At 41.2% G+C, this 18,401-nt stretch carries 17 protein-coding genes; 12 read left to right on the top strand and 5 right to left on the bottom strand.

The window, feature by feature from the left end; genetic code table 11:
* Positions 1-528 precede the first annotated feature (528 nt).
* Entirely contained in the window at positions 529-1,488 is a 960-nt protein-coding gene (gene accD, locus RS893_RS05785) for an acetyl-CoA carboxylase, carboxyltransferase subunit beta (protein ID WP_315790288.1), read from the top strand.
* A 127-nt stretch (positions 1,489-1,615) separates the two neighbouring features.
* On the opposite strand, the gene RS893_RS05780 is transcribed toward accD, so the two are convergent.
* Complete coding sequence (locus RS893_RS05780) at positions 1,616-3,091, bottom strand: MFS transporter (RefSeq protein ID WP_315790287.1); 1,476 nt, start codon at positions 3,089-3,091, stop codon at positions 1,616-1,618.
* A 311-nt stretch (positions 3,092-3,402) separates the two neighbouring features.
* Here RS893_RS05780 and RS893_RS05775 point away from each other — a divergent pair, with 311 nt between their 5' ends.
* Positions 3,403-4,644, top strand: coding sequence for an ABC transporter substrate-binding protein (locus RS893_RS05775; protein WP_315791879.1), 1,242 nt, complete (start codon positions 3,403-3,405; stop codon positions 4,642-4,644).
* 126 nt (positions 4,645-4,770) lie between these two features.
* On the opposite strand, the gene RS893_RS05770 is transcribed toward RS893_RS05775, so the two are convergent.
* Both RS893_RS05770 and RS893_RS05765 read right to left on the bottom strand, forming a co-directional pair.
* Positions 4,771-5,214 (bottom strand): alpha/beta hydrolase family protein, encoded by a 444-nt coding sequence (locus RS893_RS05770; protein ID WP_315791878.1) that lies wholly within the window; start codon positions 5,212-5,214, stop codon positions 4,771-4,773.
* Positions 5,135-7,165 (bottom strand): S9 family peptidase, encoded by a 2,031-nt coding sequence (locus tag RS893_RS05765; protein ID WP_315790286.1) that lies wholly within the window; start codon positions 7,163-7,165, stop codon positions 5,135-5,137. Before RS893_RS05765 ends, RS893_RS05770 begins: the two co-directional genes overlap by 80 nt.
* A gap of 49 nt (positions 7,166-7,214) precedes the next feature.
* On the opposite strand from RS893_RS05765, the gene RS893_RS05760 reads away from it, so the two are divergent.
* The 4 genes from RS893_RS05760 to RS893_RS05745 all read left to right on the top strand — a co-directional run bounded on the left by RS893_RS05760 (position 7,215) and on the right by RS893_RS05745 (position 10,300).
* Complete coding sequence (locus RS893_RS05760) at positions 7,215-7,631, top strand: DUF952 domain-containing protein (RefSeq protein ID WP_315790285.1); 417 nt, start codon at positions 7,215-7,217, stop codon at positions 7,629-7,631.
* Positions 7,603-7,791 carry a DUF4089 domain-containing protein gene (locus RS893_RS05755; protein WP_315790284.1) on the top strand — a complete coding sequence of 63 codons (189 nt, stop codon included), beginning with the start codon at positions 7,603-7,605 and terminating at the stop codon, positions 7,789-7,791. The genes RS893_RS05760 and RS893_RS05755 overlap by 29 nt, the downstream gene beginning before the upstream one ends.
* Complete coding sequence (locus RS893_RS05750; RefSeq protein WP_315790283.1) at positions 7,788-9,176, top strand: AtzE family amidohydrolase; 1,389 nt, start codon at positions 7,788-7,790, stop codon at positions 9,174-9,176. The genes RS893_RS05755 and RS893_RS05750 overlap by 4 nt, the downstream gene beginning before the upstream one ends.
* Positions 9,177-9,556: 380 nt before the next feature.
* The gene (locus RS893_RS05745) at positions 9,557-10,300 is read left to right on the top strand and encodes a PEP-CTERM sorting domain-containing protein (protein WP_315790282.1); all 744 of its coding nucleotides are present in this window, start codon (positions 9,557-9,559) and stop codon (positions 10,298-10,300) included.
* Between the two features lie 228 nt (positions 10,301-10,528).
* On the opposite strand, the gene RS893_RS05740 is transcribed toward RS893_RS05745, so the two are convergent.
* Together RS893_RS05740 and galK are read right to left on the bottom strand one after the other, a co-directional pair.
* Positions 10,529-11,839, bottom strand: a complete 1,311-nt coding sequence (locus tag RS893_RS05740; protein ID WP_315790281.1) for a HEAT repeat domain-containing protein — start codon at positions 11,837-11,839, stop codon at positions 10,529-10,531.
* 420 nt (positions 11,840-12,259) lie between these two features.
* Complete coding sequence (gene galK / locus RS893_RS05735; RefSeq protein ID WP_315791877.1) at positions 12,260-13,330, bottom strand: galactokinase; 1,071 nt, start codon at positions 13,328-13,330, stop codon at positions 12,260-12,262.
* A gap of 173 nt (positions 13,331-13,503) precedes the next feature.
* Here galK and RS893_RS05730 point away from each other — a divergent pair, with 173 nt between their 5' ends.
* The 6 genes from RS893_RS05730 (at position 13,504) to RS893_RS05705 (ending at position 18,387) form a co-directional block, all read left to right on the top strand.
* Positions 13,504-13,743 (top strand): hypothetical protein, encoded by a 240-nt coding sequence (locus RS893_RS05730; protein ID WP_315790280.1) that lies wholly within the window; start codon positions 13,504-13,506, stop codon positions 13,741-13,743.
* A gap of 106 nt (positions 13,744-13,849) precedes the next feature.
* Positions 13,850-14,524, top strand: coding sequence for an HAD family hydrolase (locus tag RS893_RS05725; protein ID WP_315790279.1), 675 nt, complete (start codon positions 13,850-13,852; stop codon positions 14,522-14,524).
* Between the two features lie 228 nt (positions 14,525-14,752).
* Positions 14,753-14,932: a hypothetical protein gene (locus RS893_RS05720; protein WP_315790278.1), complete on the top strand. Its 180-nt coding sequence runs from the start codon at positions 14,753-14,755 to the stop codon at positions 14,930-14,932.
* A 481-nt stretch (positions 14,933-15,413) separates the two neighbouring features.
* Entirely contained in the window at positions 15,414-15,677 is a 264-nt protein-coding gene (locus RS893_RS05715) for a hypothetical protein (protein ID WP_315790277.1), read from the top strand.
* A gap of 386 nt (positions 15,678-16,063) precedes the next feature.
* Entirely contained in the window at positions 16,064-16,501 is a 438-nt protein-coding gene (locus tag RS893_RS05710; protein WP_315790276.1) for a DUF6918 family protein, read from the top strand.
* Between the two features lie 122 nt (positions 16,502-16,623).
* Positions 16,624-18,387, top strand: coding sequence for a Rieske (2Fe-2S) protein (locus RS893_RS05705; RefSeq protein WP_315790275.1), 1,764 nt, complete (start codon positions 16,624-16,626; stop codon positions 18,385-18,387).
* Positions 18,388-18,401: the final 14 nt, after the last annotated feature.

The following is an 18,401-nucleotide window of genomic DNA, read 5'->3' as shown; positions in this document are numbered from 1 at the left end:
ATATCTTCCAAGCGAGACACACCTGTAACTCACCCCGACTTCTGAGCCTGCAACTGTAAACTTCATTACCCTTAATGGTCTTTAACTTCTGTTAAGATTAATCTTGTGATCGATAATTTCGAGCAACGTACAAGCCACGAGATAAATCTCGTGGAACTAATCCAAAGTCACGCCACGTCCTACAAAGGAGTAAACCTCCAAGGGCGGGCTCCAAAATTTTAAATCGCAAATTGTTTGACACCACTCTCAAATCTGCCATGTCAAATAACCAACTGTATATTCTTCATACTTGAAAAGTTATAAACTTCTTGGCATCCAGAACAACATACTTGAACTGGTTTACGTATTTTCGTTAAGCTGACAAGCAAAGATGCAAAACTAAATCTCAATATTACTTAGAAGACAAAGTTTGTTGTGTAGTCATAAGCCATAAATCATTAGTACAAACTCAATACCAATGACAAAGGACAATGACTCCACCAAAAGGATTAACCTGTTTTTGACATACTCTACTGGCATAAGAAACAAATGGCAAACAACGAAGAGTCACGTGGTTTAAAATCTCTGTTTGATTGGTTTGCAAACCGACGAAAATCTGGACCTATCAGTTTAGAACGCCAAGAACGTGAAATCGCAGACGGACTGTGGAACAAGTGTCCAAAGTGTGGTGTATTAAGTTATGCCAAAGACCTAAGGGCTAATTTAATGGTATGCACTGAATGTGGACATCATAATCGTGTAGATAGTGATGAGCGCATCCGCCAGTTGATAGATCCTAATACTTGGAGACCGATAGATGAGCAGTTGCGTCCTGCTGATCCCTTAGGATTTCGCGATCGCAAAGCCTATAGCGATCGCCTGCGGGAAACACAAGAAAAACTCGGCTTAGTAGATGCTGTCAAAACAGGTTTGGGCGAGATCAATGGCTTACCAATTGCTCTTGGAGTCATGGATTTTCGCTTCATGGGTGGAAGCATGGGTTCGGTTGTCGGCGAGAAACTCACCCGTTTGATTGAACAAGCTACTCAAAGGCGTTATGCTGTAGTCATCGTCTGTACATCTGGTGGAGCAAGGATGCAAGAAGGAATGCTCTCACTGATGCAGATGGCGAAAATTTCCGCAGCTTTAGAACGTCATAAAGAAGCACGCTTATTGTACGTGCCAGTATTAACTAATCCTACTACAGGCGGTGTGACTGCGAGTTTTGCGATGTTAGGTGATATCATCCTAGCAGAACCCAAAGCAACGATTGGTTTTGCAGGTCGGCGAGTGATTGAGCAAACTCTACGAGAAAAACTGCCTGATGACTTCCAAACTGCCGAAGATTTACTTAAACACGGCTTTGTTGATGAAATTGTACCGCGTACCCAGCTCAAAAGCACAGTAAGCCAGTTAATAGCATTACACCAGCCCCCCGCTACAACCAGCACTCATAATGTAGTGTTGTGGGAGAAAACTATGACTTTAAGTTCGACAATTGCAGAATAATATTGGGGAGTGGGGATCGGGCATAAATCAGTGTAGACGCGTAGCGGCTTGCCGCAGGCTACAGTTAACAGTAAGTAATAATTTGATAACTGATAACTGATAACTGATTATTTGACCCCCTTGTCCCCTACTCTGAGGCTAGCTTGTTGCGAAACGGCCAAAAAGCTTGGAGGGTTTGTACAAAAGATTGTCCCCGTGACTCTTGGACAAAAATGATCGGCAAAAGTGCAACCAGCCTCAATATTGTTGAGAAAACGAACAATCCTAGTAAACCTCCACAAAAGTTAATTTGTACTATAAAACCACCAAGGATTGTACCAAACGCACCACATAAGCCAGCGATCGCAGCTACCGTTGCAAAATATATGGATTGATTTCTGATTGGTGCAACTTCTAGCTGCATATTATTGCCGCACAAATCAATAGCTGCACCTGTTCCTCCCAAGAAAATATGTAACATAGGCAACCATAGCCACATGTCTAGGGAAGTGTAACCAATACCTAACCATAACAAAGGTGCGATCGCTACCAAAATTCCAATGAAAAAGAGAACTGGACGGTTGCCGATTTTGTCTGCTAGCCTTCCCCAGAGAATCAACATTAACATATTAGCCCCTGCTTGCAGGCTACTGTAGAATGTCACCCAGCTAACATCTAAGTCCAGGGTATGTAGCATGTAAAGGTTGAAGAAGGGGTTACAGAGGTTAACAGCAAACATCCATACACTAAAGTAGAGCAAAAATATTAAAAAATTAGTATCATTGCGGAGACTTTGCCAAAATTTTGGTTGAGACGCGGAGTTAACATCTGCAATTTGCTCATCAACAGAGTCATTAAAATTATTTACATATGTGGCGATCGCATTTTGTGCTTGGGGATTGATATCCAGCTTAAAGTACTGACACACCAAACTTATCATTCCAAATAGGATACCTACAAACAGTAGTAACCCATAGCCTTGGATAGTACCACCATACCAATGAGATACAACTAGTCCTGCTAATGGCACACAAATCAAATTAGTCAAGCTAGCAATACTACTGCGTATACCAAAATATCGCCCCCGCAAACGTCGGTGGACTAAGGTCGCCATCCACGACAACCAAGATGCATTACCCAGTCCACCCCAGAGATGGCTCATGAACACAATCAAGAGTGTTAGTATGACTAACTGCTGAGAATTAATTAATTGTTGGCTAAAAGCTGCTATACAAATTACTAAAATCAGCCAAATCAAGCGAGAAGGTGCATAAATCAAAAGAGAATATTGATAGCGACTGGGAAAACGTTCTGAGATATAAGCACCCAATGGCTGAATGAAATTCACTAGCATGGGAATAGAAGCAAGCATTCCAAAAGCCACTGGTGTAGCGTCCAATTCTACCAAGAAATTACTTAATAAAATACCACCACTTGTAATCCCAAAAATGCCTGCAAATATACCATCTATAGTTGAAGCGCGCAGGCTAGTACGAATAGCATCTTTGGAAAACGTGCGGTTATATATTGGTAGAAATGAAGGAGCAATAGTTGTTTCTATAACTTCAATTTCAGAAATTTCTGAGATCAAAGAGGAAGCAGATTCAACCTGAATAGGATTCATGAATTGAGAAATTGTTAATGGTTAGTTGTTAATTGTTAATTGCCATTAGCTATTGCTCATTTCCACACGAAAAAATTACTTTTTGTTTTGATTTGCGATCTTATGCATATAAAATAAAAGTAAGTAAAACTTTTTTTAGACATTCTCTTTTACTTAGTAGTAATGACTATTTTTAGTTATTTTACCGTGCATTTCTAAATAAAATTTTAATTTCCCCTAAATTCATTCTACAGCAAGAAAAGCTATAAAAAATATAGAAGAATCTTGATTATGCGGTGATCAAAAGAAATTTTTGGCGCTTTTTGGTATTAATGGTGGTGATCGCGTTTTTGGTGATTGGCTGCCAGAACTTGCCCTTACCCCATGCCACCACAGCCACGACTCCAGTTATCATTAAACTTAGCGGTTGGGGTGCAGATCCGACTGAGCAAAAACTATTGAAACAAGTACTCAAAGACTTTGAGACCCAGCATCCAGGTATCAGGGTGAAGTATGAGGTCATAGCCGACCAATACATGGATGTTATAAAAACACGCTTGATTGGCGAAGCAGCGCCTGATGTCTTCTATTTAGATGCTTTTGAAGCTCCTTTTTTGATGAGTCAGAACGTTCTAGAGCCATTAGATGCTTACATTAACCCGGAATTTAACCTGGCTGATTTCGAGGAGACAATACTTAACAGCTTCAACTACGACAATCATATTTATGGTTTACCCAAAGACTTTTCAACGCTGACTCTTTTTTACAACAAACAAGCTTTTACCGCCGCAGGTTTGACTAGTCCTCCCGCCACTTGGGATGAATTGCGTGCCTACTCCAAACAATTGACAGTAGATAAAAATCAAGATGGTAGGATTGACCAATACGGCTATGGTGTCATCCCAGAGTTAGCGCGTCAAGCTTATAAAATTAAAGCTTTTGGTGGACAACTTGTAGATGCAAATGATTATGCTGCCTTTGCTTCGGAAGCTGGCATCAAAGGTTTACAGTTAGTAGTAGACCAGTATCAAAAAGACCGTACCGCCGCGCAAAAATCTGATGTGGGGACGAACTCAGGTAGTGAAATGTTTGGTCAGGGGAAAGTAGCAATGGTAATTGAAGGCAACTGGGCAATTCCCTACCTGAAAGATACTTTTCCTCAGCTTGATTTTGCTACCGCAGAAGTACCAACAATTAACGACAAAAAAGGCACAATGGTATTTACTGTTGCCTATGTGATGAACAAACAAACACAGCATAAAGCCGAAGCCTGGGAGTTGATTTCCTACCTCACAGGTAAACAAGGTATGCAAAAGTGGACAGCAACAGGCTTTGCTTTACCCACACGTAAATCAGTAGCCGAGAAATTGGGTTATGACAAAGATCCATTGCGATCGCCATTTTTAGCAGGAGTGAGTTATGCTATGCCTTGGCAAGCAGGTAAATACCCCGCCGCCATTATGAACAACTTTGACAATCAATTTATCAGTGCTTTGCTAGGACAACAACCGTTACAACAGGCGATGCAACGGGCGCAAACACAAGCAAATAAATTAATTAAGGCGATGGAGTAATACCATTTTGGATTTTGGATTGTGAAACATTTATTGGATAAGTGTTTCAAGTTTCCATCTGTCGCAATCATCATGAATTTAAGTGCTGTTAGTAGTTAGTCATTAGCCTTCACCCTACACCCTACTCTACGAGAAGCCACTTACGCGTCTACATCCTTCACCCTTCAAATAGCGATCGCACCAATTGACCATTTCCCAAAGAACATGGCCAACTCCTTCACGCGAATAATAACCATGACCCTCTAGTGGAAGTGAGACATAACGGACAATAGCCCCTAATCCTTTGAGGGCTTCATACAGTCGTTCTGTTTGTAATGGATAGGTGCCAGAGTTGCTATCATTTTCGCCATGAATTAAAAGTAATGGGGTTTTGATTTTGGCTGCATGAGTGAAGGGAGACATGTGAATATAGGTAGCTTGTGCTTCCCAAAAAGTGCGCTGTTCTCCCTGAAAGGCAAAGGGCGTGAGAGTACGGTTGTAAGCCCCACTTTTAGCAATTCCTAGTTGAAATAAATTTGTATGTACTAGTAAATTTACTGTTGTAAATGCACCATAAGAGTGACCACCAATACCTATTTTTTTGAGGAGTTGCGACCCCGCGTTCTACCACATAGTCCACTGCTGCTTGCGCTCCGGCAATTAATTGCTCTACGTAGGTATCATTGGGTTCAGTATCCCCTTCACCGATAATAGGTAGTTTGGGATTAGCAAGAACTGCATATCCTTGGCTCAGCAGAAATAAAATTGAGTCCCGACTAGGGCGAATAAAGGCATTTTCGGCTGTAGTCACCTGTCCTGCAAATTCTCGGTCTTTAAATTCCTGTGGATATACCCAAAACAGCATTGGCAAAGGGCCATCACGACTGATGTCGTAGTTTGGAGGTAGATACAGTGTAGCTGATAGCTGCACGCCATCTGAGCGCTTATACTGCACCACCTCTTTTTGCATTCCCATGAATTGAGGGGCAGGATCTGGATAATGGGTAAGTGTAATAGGCTCTTCGTTTGTATGACTCCACAAAAAATAGTTAGGCGGCTCAATTTGCGACTGACGACATGTGATCAAGTTTCTTGCTTCATTATCGAGTACACAGTAAATTTCTTCAAAATATGGGTCTTGACACTGCCATAGCCGTTGTGTTTCCCCGGTTTCTAACTCCAAGCGATCCAAAAAGGGGTGTACACCATCGGGAGATACACCTCGACCGCTTAAGTAAATGGCGTTACCTGCTGGTGCAAACCGGAGAACCTTGTATCTATAGGTTCCCAAAGTCATTATTGGTGAACCTGGGTCGCTATATCTATCTTCGTAACTGCGGTTAAATAACAACTGTGGCGAGATTTCCGGTGTATCAGGATAAATACGCCAAATTCGCTCTTGACGGGTATCGTACCAACGTTCCCAAACAAGGGCTACGTCACTTCTCCCCCAAGTGATTCCGCGAAAGCGATACTGAGATTGCCAAAGTTGCTTGGGTATATCGGTAAAAGGGGCATCAAGTTCAAATAAAGCATCTCGGTAAGGGACATCACGGGTGGGATCGCCCTCATCCAAAGCTTCTAGCCAAGATAATGTTGCTGGACGATCGCAACGCCAAAAAATCCTCCGCCTACCTGGACGGACTTGATCGAACTTAGTTGAATGAGGCTGATAAAGGGGGACATCTGCCACCTGATAAATTAATGTGCCTGTATCATCAATTACTTGAATTTTTTTCGGAAAGTAACCAACAGGAACTTGGTAAGAAAAGGGTCGACGCAGTGTAATTATTAAAATAAACTTGCTGTCAGGAGAGGGAATCGCTTCATAAATTAGACTTGGCGGTACTAAAACAGTACGATGACCATCCAATGTCACTTTCTCTAATATTGAAGTTAAGTGGTATTCAAATAATACTTCGTCGTAAGGATTTTTCAGGAGATTGGTGAAAGTGCGAACCGGATTTTTTTCACCCAAGTTTTGCTGAATTAAAGGCCCGGGAGGAACAGTCGGTGCAACTGGGGCTGCTGTGTGATCGCTACTTATAAACTTACAAATGAGCGTATCATCTGACAACCAATGGTAAGGTTCTCCATAGGCTGCATTGAGAATTGTCTCAGTTAAGCGGCGCAACACTCCTGTTGTGAGTTCTAAAATCCATAGTTCTAGTCCCGTTGGTTGCGTAAGGGTAAATGCTAGTTTTTGGCTATCGAGTGACCATTTGAGAAAACCAATTTGGGCATTTTCAGGTAGTGTGACGAATTTGACAGTATCAAAATTAGTAATATTCCAGTATTTCATCCTCCGAAAAGGATGGCGATGGGCAGGGGCATTTGTTCTAGGATTGATCAGTAATCCTGCTAAAGGTACTTTCGGCTGTGCTAATTCAGCAATAGGTAGTAACGATGGTCGCTCTAACTCTACCATCCATTCCCGATTGGGAGAGATTCTAATCGTTGGTAGAGGTGAAGCATTCAGAATTTGGTTGATTGGTTCTGGGGGAGATTGCCAGATTTGATCAGTATTAAAAGAATCAGCCATTGAGATTTAATGAAACTGAGTACAATGTTTCTTAGCAGAAAAATAGTATATGAATATTATTCTTCACATCACTCAATATAAAAAATGGGAAGAAGCAAAATTAGTGGGAATGTATTGTGCTGATAGTCTTGAGTCGGAAGGTTTTATTCACTGTTCTACACCACAGCAAATTACTCAAGTAGCTGAGAGATTTTTTGCTAGTCAAAAAGGATTAGTACTTTTATTAATTGATACTGGTAAAGTTAAACCGGAAATTCGTGATGAAGCTGCTGAGGAAAATGAGTTATTTCCTCATATTTATGGGGCTTTGAATGTTGATGCTGTTTTGCAAGTGGTGGATTTTGAATTTGGAGAGGATGGTAAATTTAAATTGCCGCAGGAGGTGAGAAGTTTAATGAACCACAGAGGCACAGAGGACGCAGAGAATGAGGGGAGAGATGAAGAATCAAGGCTTGGATGTGGGTGAGTATGTGGATCAGATGGCTTTGTTGGTGGATTTACGGTTGAAGGATGAGTATAGAGATGGGGTGGTGGCAAATTTTGAGAGAATTGAAGCGATCGCTCAATTAGTAAATTCTTTTCCTTTACCGGACAATATTGAAGTCGCCCCAGTGTTTGAACCATGAATTTTAATTCTGCGGATGCTGTATCTATTGCTGTAGCAGTGTGTGAAGGTAAAGTTAAGGCGGTGGAGGTTACGCAAGCTGCTTTGCAAAGAATTGCAGCACGAGATCATGAACTTAATTGTTTTACCAATGTGACTGCTGATGCTGCTTTGGCGGATGCAGAGAGAATAGATCATGAAGTTGCGCAGGGTAAGAATCCTGGTTTACTTGCTGGTGTACCTTTTGCTGTCAAAAATCTTTTTGATATTGCTGGGAACACGACTCTTGCAGGTGCAAAAATTAATACTGAAAATTCACCAGCGACACAAGATGCAACGGCGGTGGCGCGATTGAAGCAAGCAGGTGGAATACTTGTAGGCGCGTTAAATATGGATGAGTACGCCTACGGGTTTGTGACAGAAAACTTCCATTACGGTGCTACTCATAATCCCCATGATTTAAATCGGGTTGCAGGTGGTTCTTCGGGTGGATCAGCAGCAGCAGTTGCAGGTGGGTTGGTTCCGCTAACATTGGGTTCTGATACTAATGGTTCAATTCGTGTACCTGCTGCTTTATGTGGTGTGTTTGGTTTCAAACCAACTTATGGTAGGTTGTCACGAGCTGGTGTAGCTTTGTTTTCTAGCAGTTTTGATCATATTGGCCCGTTTGCACGTTCAGTAAGGGATATCGCCACAGTTTTTGATGTGTTGCAAGGGGAAGATGAACGCGATCCGATTTGCACAAAACGTCTGCCTGTTGAGACAAGAGATTTTTTGTTACAAGATGTAGAAGGTATGAGAATTGCGATCGCAGCTGATTATTTCCGCAAAGGCGCTAATCCAGAGGCTTTAGCAGCAGTGCAAAAAGTAGCCGATGCTTTGCATGTAACTGAGTACGTAACTATACCCGAAGCCCATCGTGCCCGCGCCGCAGCGTTTGTAATTACTGCTTGCGAGGGAGCAAATTTACATTTAGAGAAATTGCGTCAACGTCCCCAGGATTTTGACCCAGCCACACGCGATCGCTTTCTTGCTGGTGCATTAATTCCTAGTCATTGGTATCTGCAAGCGCAGCGCTTTAGAAGTTGGTTTCGCGATCGAGTACGGGAAATATTTCAAATGGTAGATGTAATTATTGCTCCTACTACGCCAATTTCTGCACCGTTAATTGGGCAAGAAACGATGATTTTAGATGGAGCAGAAATTCTTGTTCGTCCCCATTTAGGATTATTTACTCAACCATTATCATTTATTGGTTTACCTGTTTTATCAGTACCAATTCAACGTACAAATGCTTTACCTTTGGGAGTGCAATTAATAGCTGCACCTTATCATGAAGCGTTAATTTTACAAGTCGCCTCAGTTTTAGAGACTAAGGGTATAATCTCTGCATCCGTTGTTTCATGAACCAGTATTTAACAGGTAAGTAATGTGATACTATTACCTGAGTATTAGGGTGTAAGATGCCATCGTTATAATTAATCTCCAACAATTCTAACTTTCTCTGTGAAGTTAGCTGCATCTAACCAATAGCATCAATACCAGATTTGAGCAAAATACAGCAATAAGATTTTTCCGAGTAAACCTTCTGTTGGCACTTTATTAAAAATGCCTCCTCAGAGGCTGAAGGTATGTAATTAGCGTTGGGTGTATTAACCGAGAATTTTCTGAAAAAGTATTCATAACTTTTTCAGAAAAGAGTTTTCGTCTGTTCCCCGTATTATTTCCCACTCCAAGCACAAGCCAAAATCCCACATCAATAACCTATTAAATAGGAAGATAGTTTTATGATGATTTTCAACAAGTTATCACTGATGACTGCTGGAGCGATATTAACTACCTTGGGAACAATTGCTACATCATCATCTACTCATGCTGCTACAACTTTTTTTGGTCCTAGTCCTTACCAAAGCTTTGATGATAGTCCTTTAAAAGGAGGCGACTATTCTTACTTTTATTTGGAGGATTTTGAAGATGGTGCTTTGAACACCCCAGGGGTTACGGCTTCTACTGGACAAGTAAAAGGGCCTGAACCATTGAGAGATTCTGTTGATGCTGATGATGGCTTTGTTGATGGCAAAGGCATAAATGGATACAGCTATTACTTAGCTAACAATAACTTAATTTTCAACTTTGATCAGAATATTCTTGGTTCACTTCCAACCGATGCTGGTATCACTTGGACAGATAGTTTTCCTGTTGCTGATGTTGTGTTTGAAGCCTTTGATGCTGGAAAGAATTCATTAGGAACAATTGTAGCCTCTAATCTTGGCGATGGTTCACTTGATGGAGGGACAACAGAAGATCGCTTTTTTGGGGTCTTTAATACAGATGGTATTTCTGCGATTAAAATCAGTATGCCCAACAGCAATGACTGGGAAGTAGATCACTTGCAGTATGGTTTAAAGAAATCTCAACCTGTACCTGAACCTCTGACCATATTAGGTTCACTGGCTGCTGGTGCGATTGGTGTAGGTTTACGACAAAAACGCCAACAAAAATTAGCTAAGAAACACAAAAGCATTGTTTAGAGTGCTATTAGGCTAGCATATATCGCACTAACCCTAAGCGCTTGCTCTTAGGGTTAGGGAGAGGTATAAAAAATCATGGCGATCGCATCCCCAAAATTCTGGTTTTATAACAACATGCACATGAATTTACTCAATAAATTTAAGGTTCTTCTCCTAGATATGAATAGTACTTTCATGTTTGGTGGCGATCGCTTTTCGGAAAATGAGGATGCTGTTCCCTTTAAAATATTACCGTTTCTTTTTTTTATTAGTTTTAGCTTTACTTGGTGAAGTTGCAAAACCACCAAAACCTTTACTTGTTTGCTGCTTAACAGATGCAGTAACTTTTTGATTGTCAACTTTAGATTTTAACTGATTTATTTCTATAGCGCGATTATTGATCTCACTGGGTTGCTTCTGTTCATCAGTTTTATTTTCTACTTTGTCTAGTTGTTCTACATCAGTTGTCATATCTTCAATTAATTGAATATGTTCTGAAGTTATAGCCGAAATTTTTTCTACTTCTTCAGTGGTAATTTGTTCAGATTGTTTTTTCTCAACATAAATCGCTTGTATTTGAGAAACATCTTCTACTTGCGGCACATCATCAGGAATGACATTCTCAAGTTGTGTTTCTTCGCTATCAGCAATTTCTTGTGCTTGAGAAATATCTTCTGTTTGTGTCAGGTCATTAGGAATGACATTCTCAAGTTGTGTTTCTTCACTATCAGCAATTTCTTGTGTTTGTGTCAGATCATCAGCAGAAATATCCTGAAGTTGTGATTCTTGGTTAGCAGCAATCTCTTCTGTTTTAGAAACATCTTTTGTTTGTGTTACATCATCAGTATAAATATCCTCAACTTGAGACACTTCATCTAAATTGATATCTGTAAACAGCGCTATTTTATCAGAATGAACGCCCAAACTTTCACATACATCATCCCAAGTACCTGTTATTTCATCAGGCACACTTTGCGCTGCAAAAGCACTTTTAATCACTGCTGCTGATTCTACTGCTTGCAACTCAATCAGTGAAGCAACAATAAAACCATTAAGTTCGTGAGGATTTTGAGCAAATGACTTTAATTGTTGAGTAAGTACAGCAATACATTTTTGACGAGTATCTGGATGCTGTTTGCAGATTTCTTCTAAGCTATGAATAGCAGTAATGCGTGGAAAAATTCCGTGGGATGCATCAGCTAAATAAGCTTGTAATCTGGGGATAGCAACTTCACCAAACATGCCATAAACTTTAGGCATTTCTTCGTTTACCCATTCACTATCTTCCAGTTCATGAAATAGCTGCATTAATGGTTCTATTGCTGCTTCTGCGCGTAATTGTCCTAATGCACGACACGCATGGATTGATCCCCAAGCCTCTAAACTTGTAGAATCTGCACCATTCAAATTTTGATCGACTGCCATGCTGATTAAACCAGGGATATGTTTTGTATCCAGACCTAATTGTGCAATATAGTTATACTCGTTTGTGATTGTATGGCAATTACCCAAAGTCAGTAGTTCATCTATAGGCGCTTGATAAATGGTGTGATTCTTCATCTGGAACAGTCTTACTCAACAATCAAATTACTGACTATAGCAGAATTTTTTGCCTTTATATCAGATAAGTTTACAAAGTATTAGGTTATAGGTTGACAAATCCGTATGAGATTTTTTCAAAAGTCTGATGATATTGTTTACTATATTTGACAGTACTTCTCCTTTAGATCAAGTACACTTTATCGGTGTGCATCTGTGTTCATCTGTGTTAATTTTTCCCTGTAATGTACCCAAATGCAAACCTCTATATTCAGGTTTTTACTTACCTGTAAAAAATTTTAAATCTCTCAATTTTCTGATTTGATATATTGTCTAAATTACTGCAATACTTAGAGAGCAAAAAATCAGCGATCGCTTAGTTGCTCATGGCTATTGATACTACACCGCTTTGCGGTGTAGCGGGAATGAAATTTGCGCTATTTAAGTATTGGTCGCAGGAACCAAAACTCGTCCTTGATGACCATTATCATTGTATTGTTCAAGAACTTGTGTTGCGATCGCTCTTCCCTCATCCTTAGCAACTAAAGCCACGCAAGCCCCACCAAAACCTGCACCCGTGAGTCTTGCACCAAATACTCCTGGAGTTTTCTGCAATATCTCTACTAGCATATCCAGCGCTGGTACAGAAACTTCGTAATCGTCTCGCAAACTGGCGTGAGATGCATTCATTAACTCTCCAAAGCGCTGAGATGATACTCCTGGCAAAACCTCCAAAACACGATTGTTCTCCGTAATCACATGACGGGCGCGACGCCGCAACGGTTCGGGTAAGTCTTCTGTTACTTCTGGCTGGGTAATATCTCGTAACGCCTTCACCCCCAATAAGTGTACTGCTTGTTCACACTCAGCCCGTCGCTGATTATATCCACTCGTTGCCAGCGTGCGAGGTATACCGCTATCTATCACCACAATCTCTGTTCCTGATGGGAAAGATATCAAGTGACGTTCTAAAGTACGGGTATCTAAAAACAACATGTGTTCAGTGTCAGCAAGGCTGGAAGCCATTTGATCCATAATGCCGCACTGCACGCCAGCATAGTGAATTTCCGCTTGCTGTGCAAGTTGGGCAATTTCGACATCATTGATCGGGAGGTTGAGTAGCTGGCGTACAGCCCTTAATGTCGCCACTTCCAAAGCAGCACTGCTAGACAAACCTGCACCTATAGGAACTGAAGATTTAACGTATAAATTTAGTGATGGTACAGTATGTCCTTCTTTTTCCAAAACTTGAATACAGCCAAAGATATAACTTGCAAAGCCAGATGGCGTATGACTACTTTCTAGAATGCTGACTTGCTCATTTAAATCTTCAGAGTAAAAGTGGTGTTGTCTATCAGTACTATACCCAATTTGTACTGTGAGTTTTTGGGGAATTGCTGTCGGGAGAACGAAGCCATCATTATAATCTGTATGTTCACCAAGTAGGTTGACTCTACCAGGAGCTATGGCTTCAGTTTCAGGTTGTTTTCCAAATATTTTTTCAAATTTCATCATATAAGTACCATTACAAAATTAATTACGCATTTTCCATACTGTTGGTCTATTACCGTATTTACAATCACAATTTAAATTCACGCCAGCTAGTTCTCAAGAACGATGTAGTAATTTATAAATGTTTGAAAATATGACAGGAGAACAGACAAAAACATAGGAGTAAAAAATCTATGGAATTACAAGAAACCCAAACTCAAAAAACAGGAAACAATGTTTCTCTGGCAGAGAATATAACTAATTATAGGAATTCCGAGCAAACAAAGGAATCTGAATCTGTGACATCGCTACAAACAGAGAATGTAACCATTAATCAAGACTTACCTGACCCCCGATTGATTATTGGTTTTACTTTAATTGTGGCAAGTTTATTATTTGTTGCTGCTATTTACTATGGAATCATCAATCCGTAGGCAGTTAAACGAAGCTAAGAAGTTGCCTCTCTGGCGCGATGATTTCAGAACGTTGCAATATCATAATTAGATCAACTTATATCAATTATCAATTGGGAATCTGGCAATGGTATTGCAAGCAGTGCTTTTGGATATCGATGGAACCCTGGTTTTGAGCAATGATGCCCACGCTCAAACTTGGGTTGATACATTTAGAAAATTTGGTTATGATGTGTCGTTCGAGCAAGTGCGATCGCTCATTGGTATGGGCGGGGATCAAATAATACCACGAGTAGTACCAGGACTTACGGATGAGGAAGGCGATGGCAAAGCGATCGCTCAACAACGTAGAAAACTGTTTCTCAATGAGTATGCACCGAAATTAGTACCAGCCAATGGTGCAAGGCAATTAGTACAGCACATGCTGCAATCTGGGTTACGACTTATTGTTGCTAGTTCAGCTTCAAGTCAAGAAATGGAGGTTTTACTCAAAGCTGCCCAAGTTGATGACTTGCTTGAAGAAACAACAACATCCAGCGATGCCGAAGTTTCCAAACCAGCACCAGATATTGTGGAAGCAGCGCTTGGCAAGCTGAATTGTCCGCCTCAGGAAGTTTTGATGCTTGGTGATACGCCCTACGATATCAAATCTGCGAATCAGGCTGGAGTCGGTGTGATTGCACTGCGCTGTGGTGGCTTTGACGATACAGCTTTGGCTGGGGCGAAAGCAATCTACAATGATCCTGCTGATTTATTAGCACAGTATGCTGATTCACCCTTGGGACAAATAGCTAAGGTTTAACGGAAGATTTTTAAATTTTGCTGTCGTTCTTTTCTGTTTGCCCCAAATTTTCAGAAAGCACCAGATCAGTGCGACGAGCATAAAGGATACTATACCTTGTTATACTTTTCCTATTTTTGAAATTCAAGACTTCAGATATTTTTAAATTTCTCTCACTAGCTAATTAACACCTTTGATGGAAGAAATCATGAATAAAATTAGTAATTATTGAAGAAAGACAACATCGTAATGAAAGGCTCAAAAGACATAGAGTTTCTGGCGAATTTCAATGCTGGAAGCTCTTTTTATAGAGTTGTCAATGAATTCGATTTAACAGGCGATCGCACCTTTACTCTTCATCATCATAATCAAAACACACACAGGGGTTTTCAACTTCCTGTGCGCTTTGGAATGAATTGCAAAACATAACCATAGAACAATTAATTTCCGATTCGTCAGGATGAATACACTCTATCACTCCTTCGACCTCGACATGAAAAGCACAGTCGCTGCAGATAGTCTGATGTGGTGATGGTTGCCAATACTTCTGACTCAACTTATGTTGCTAGTCACTTACGTCCGACATCGGTCAAAATCCTTAAATAGTTACTATATAAGCTTGAATATTCAAAACACGAATTTCGTCTGAGTTTTTGTGTGAAGAAGGCAGAAGTACTCTCATCAAATGGCACAATGACATTTTCACAAAGAAATTCTCAAGAAAAACTCGTATTCTTTAGGAATTTATTGTATCCTAGTTTGACTGATGAAAATTTTTCAATATCAGACTATATATAAAGCTTTCTGCCGTTTCTGTTGAAGATTCAAAAAAAGCCCATATTAGTCTGGTTGTGAAGTTAATGTTCAGATTCTTGTTCTTTTATTAACGTATAAACCTCAAAAAACTCAAATGGATATACAACTAATCAAAGTAATCGGAAAGCCTATTCTCAAAGAAGTAGAGAAAACAGAGGAACCAGAACACAAAAATTTTTCCAGCGATCCTCTTGATATTGCAGAAGAAACTCTGGAAACCAAGGAGGTACTGCATCTAGGGTATCAAGAACCTAGTTATATTCCAGTACGTGATTATCCTATAGTCCGATCTGTTGGTAATTCAGGATGGCAAGCTTCTGATATTTGGCGGGATATCAGAATAGATAATTTCTGTTAATAATCTCAGAGGGCAGAAGGTAGAGGAGGCGTGGGTTGCAAAGCTGCGGGCGAACAAAGAATGCCGTGGCAGAAGAATAATCCCTATAAATAAATTTAGGGGATTTAGCTTTTGACGTTGTAGTTTTTGTGCTGTGCGTCTCAAAATACATCTTTTCTTGTTTTTTATGAATAAATTGAGGGACACCAGACCCGTTTTGGCAGAGAGAAAACCAATTCTTCCCTTCTGTCCTCTACTTTTTTTTGGTAAAAGTTTGTCTGCCAAGACATAGATAACTAAAATCTATGAAAATCCTGCATTTCAGATATCATTTTTTATAGCTTCCTGCTGGATAGGGAAATGAGTGGAATGGAAATCAAGTAGTTTGACATTAAGTGAGGAGTACAATGAAACTTAGCGAGGGACTGTCGAATCCGGACAAAAAGGCTATGGTTGTAGATGATTGCTGCAACGTCATAGAAGCACAGCTTGCTTCCAAGTCAGGTATAGGTGGTATGGCCTTGAAAACAGCCTTCGCCGCCTTAAAGGGAGTCAAGCCAGGGTACATTCCTTATGTCGTCGAAATGCTTCTGCCAGAGTGCTTTGAAGCGCTTGATCCCATTTGGAGCGAAGGTATAGACAAAGGCGATCCAGTAGAATACCTAGTTACAAGCCGCTCTCGTACAGCAGACGCACTACTGAGTGTTACTGATGCTAAAGCCAAAAACGTCAAGCGTCAAATTGTGCGAGGAACTTATGAAAAGCTTCGTGGTTCAGCCAAGCAACACGTGGAGGAGGCAGTACCAGATTTAGCCAAGGTAATCGATAAATACAGTAAAGCATAGCAATGCTTCTCGGTAGCTCTACTAGGCGATCGCCCCACAATAAAAAACTACTCCCACATTTAGGCAAGAGAATAGCTACAGTAAAAGAAAGAACTTGCCATCTTCCTGGGAGGAGGTGCAACATGACTCAAGCTTTGGAAGCAACTAGAAATATTGAACATTATGTATGCGTTGCTCAAGTTGCTGATGTCAAAGCTACTGGCTGTCTGGTAGTTTATGCCCAAGGACAAGCGATCGCACTCTGGAATCACGGTAACAAAATTTACGCCATAGATAACCGTTGTCCCCACATGGGCTTTCCCTTACACCAAGGTACAGTCAAAGACTGTATTTTGACTTGTCACTGGCATCATGCCCGTTTTGATCTGGCTAGCGGTGGTACATTTGACGCTTGGGCTGATGATGTACGTGCTTTTCCTGTAGAGATTCGTGATGATCAGGTGTGGGTAGATTTAGCACCCCATGCAGACCCCCAAACTCACCAGCGCCAGCGTCTCCAAGATGGTTTAGAACAGGGTATCTCTTTGGTAATTGCCAAATCGGTGATTGCCTTACTGAATGCAGGTATCGAACCGGCAGAACCATTTCGCATTGGACTTGACTTTGGGGTACGTTACCGTAATGCAGGTTGGGGAGCAGGTTTAACGATGCACACCTGTCTGATGAACCTGTTACCGTACCTTGACCCAGAAGACCGACCCCGCGCCCTTTATCATGGTTTAGCTGCTGTGGCGCGTGACTGTGCAGGTCAACCACCCCACTTTGGAGTTCACCCCTTACCTACATCTACACCAGACATAGATACATTAAAAAGATGGTTCCGCCAGTTTATTGAAGTACGCGATGCAGAAGGTGCAGAACGATGTTTAGTGTCGGCGGTGCATGGAGGTGCAGACAAACAGCAAATCGCTGAAATGTTATTTACTGCTGCCACTGATCACCGCTATATCGACGTCGGTCATGTGGTTGATTTTACCAATAAAGCCCTAGAAGCTCTTGATGCTACAGATTGGCAAAATGCAGAATCAGTTCTGACTAGCTTAGTTGCTGAGTGTGCCAGTGCCGAACGTATGGAGGAGTCAAATTCCTGGCGCTACCCAGTGGATTTAGTTGCAATTTTAGATCGTGCTTTTGCAGAAATCCCAGCAGCATTGGAGTTAGGACAGGGTAAACGGGGAACTTGGTCGAATCGGGAAGAATTAGTCACAATACTTTTAGGTGAAAATGCCCAAGCGCTCGCAGATTCTCTTTTAGAAGCACTGCGAACAGGTTGTACCGAAGCAGAATTAGCGGGTGCAGTTGCCTATGCGGCGGCGTTGCGAATTGCCCACTTCCACACCAATAATGACTTCGGTGATTGGGATACAGCCCATCATACATTTACCTTTGCCAATGCAGTGCATCAAGGCTTGCGGCGAGTAGCTTCCCCATCCTTGCTGCGGGGTGTATTCGACGCAGCCATGAGTGTCTATCTCAACCGTTTTTTGAATGTACCACCAGCACGTCTGCCAGAACCAAAGGAAACTGTAGACAACCCAGAAAAATTGCTGGATGAACTACCAAAATTACTGGATCGGCAGCAACAGGTAAATGCAGCAGGTACATTAGTTGCCCGTTACTTATACAGTGGTGGTAATCCTGAGCGACTGTTAGCCGTACTCGGTAAAATGCTATTGCGCGAAGACCGCAGTTTCCATGTTATTCAAGAAATAGAAGCGGCTTTTCGTCAGTATAGTTTGCTACGCGACACCAAGGCAGGAATTCACGTCTTAATTGCCGCAACACGATATTTAGCAGCCCATGCACCAACGATGCGATCGCAAGGACAAACTTATCAGATGGCAGATAGGTTGCATAAAGGCGATCATTTATTTGAAGAGTCCTAAGGTAGAGTGATGGG

This window comes from Fischerella sp. JS2, assembly GCF_032393985.1.
Classification (GTDB): Bacteria; Cyanobacteriota; Cyanobacteriia; order Cyanobacteriales; family Nostocaceae; genus Fischerella.
Note: the sequence above shows the minus strand (reverse complement) of the source record. Positions and strands in the feature narration are given on the sequence as shown.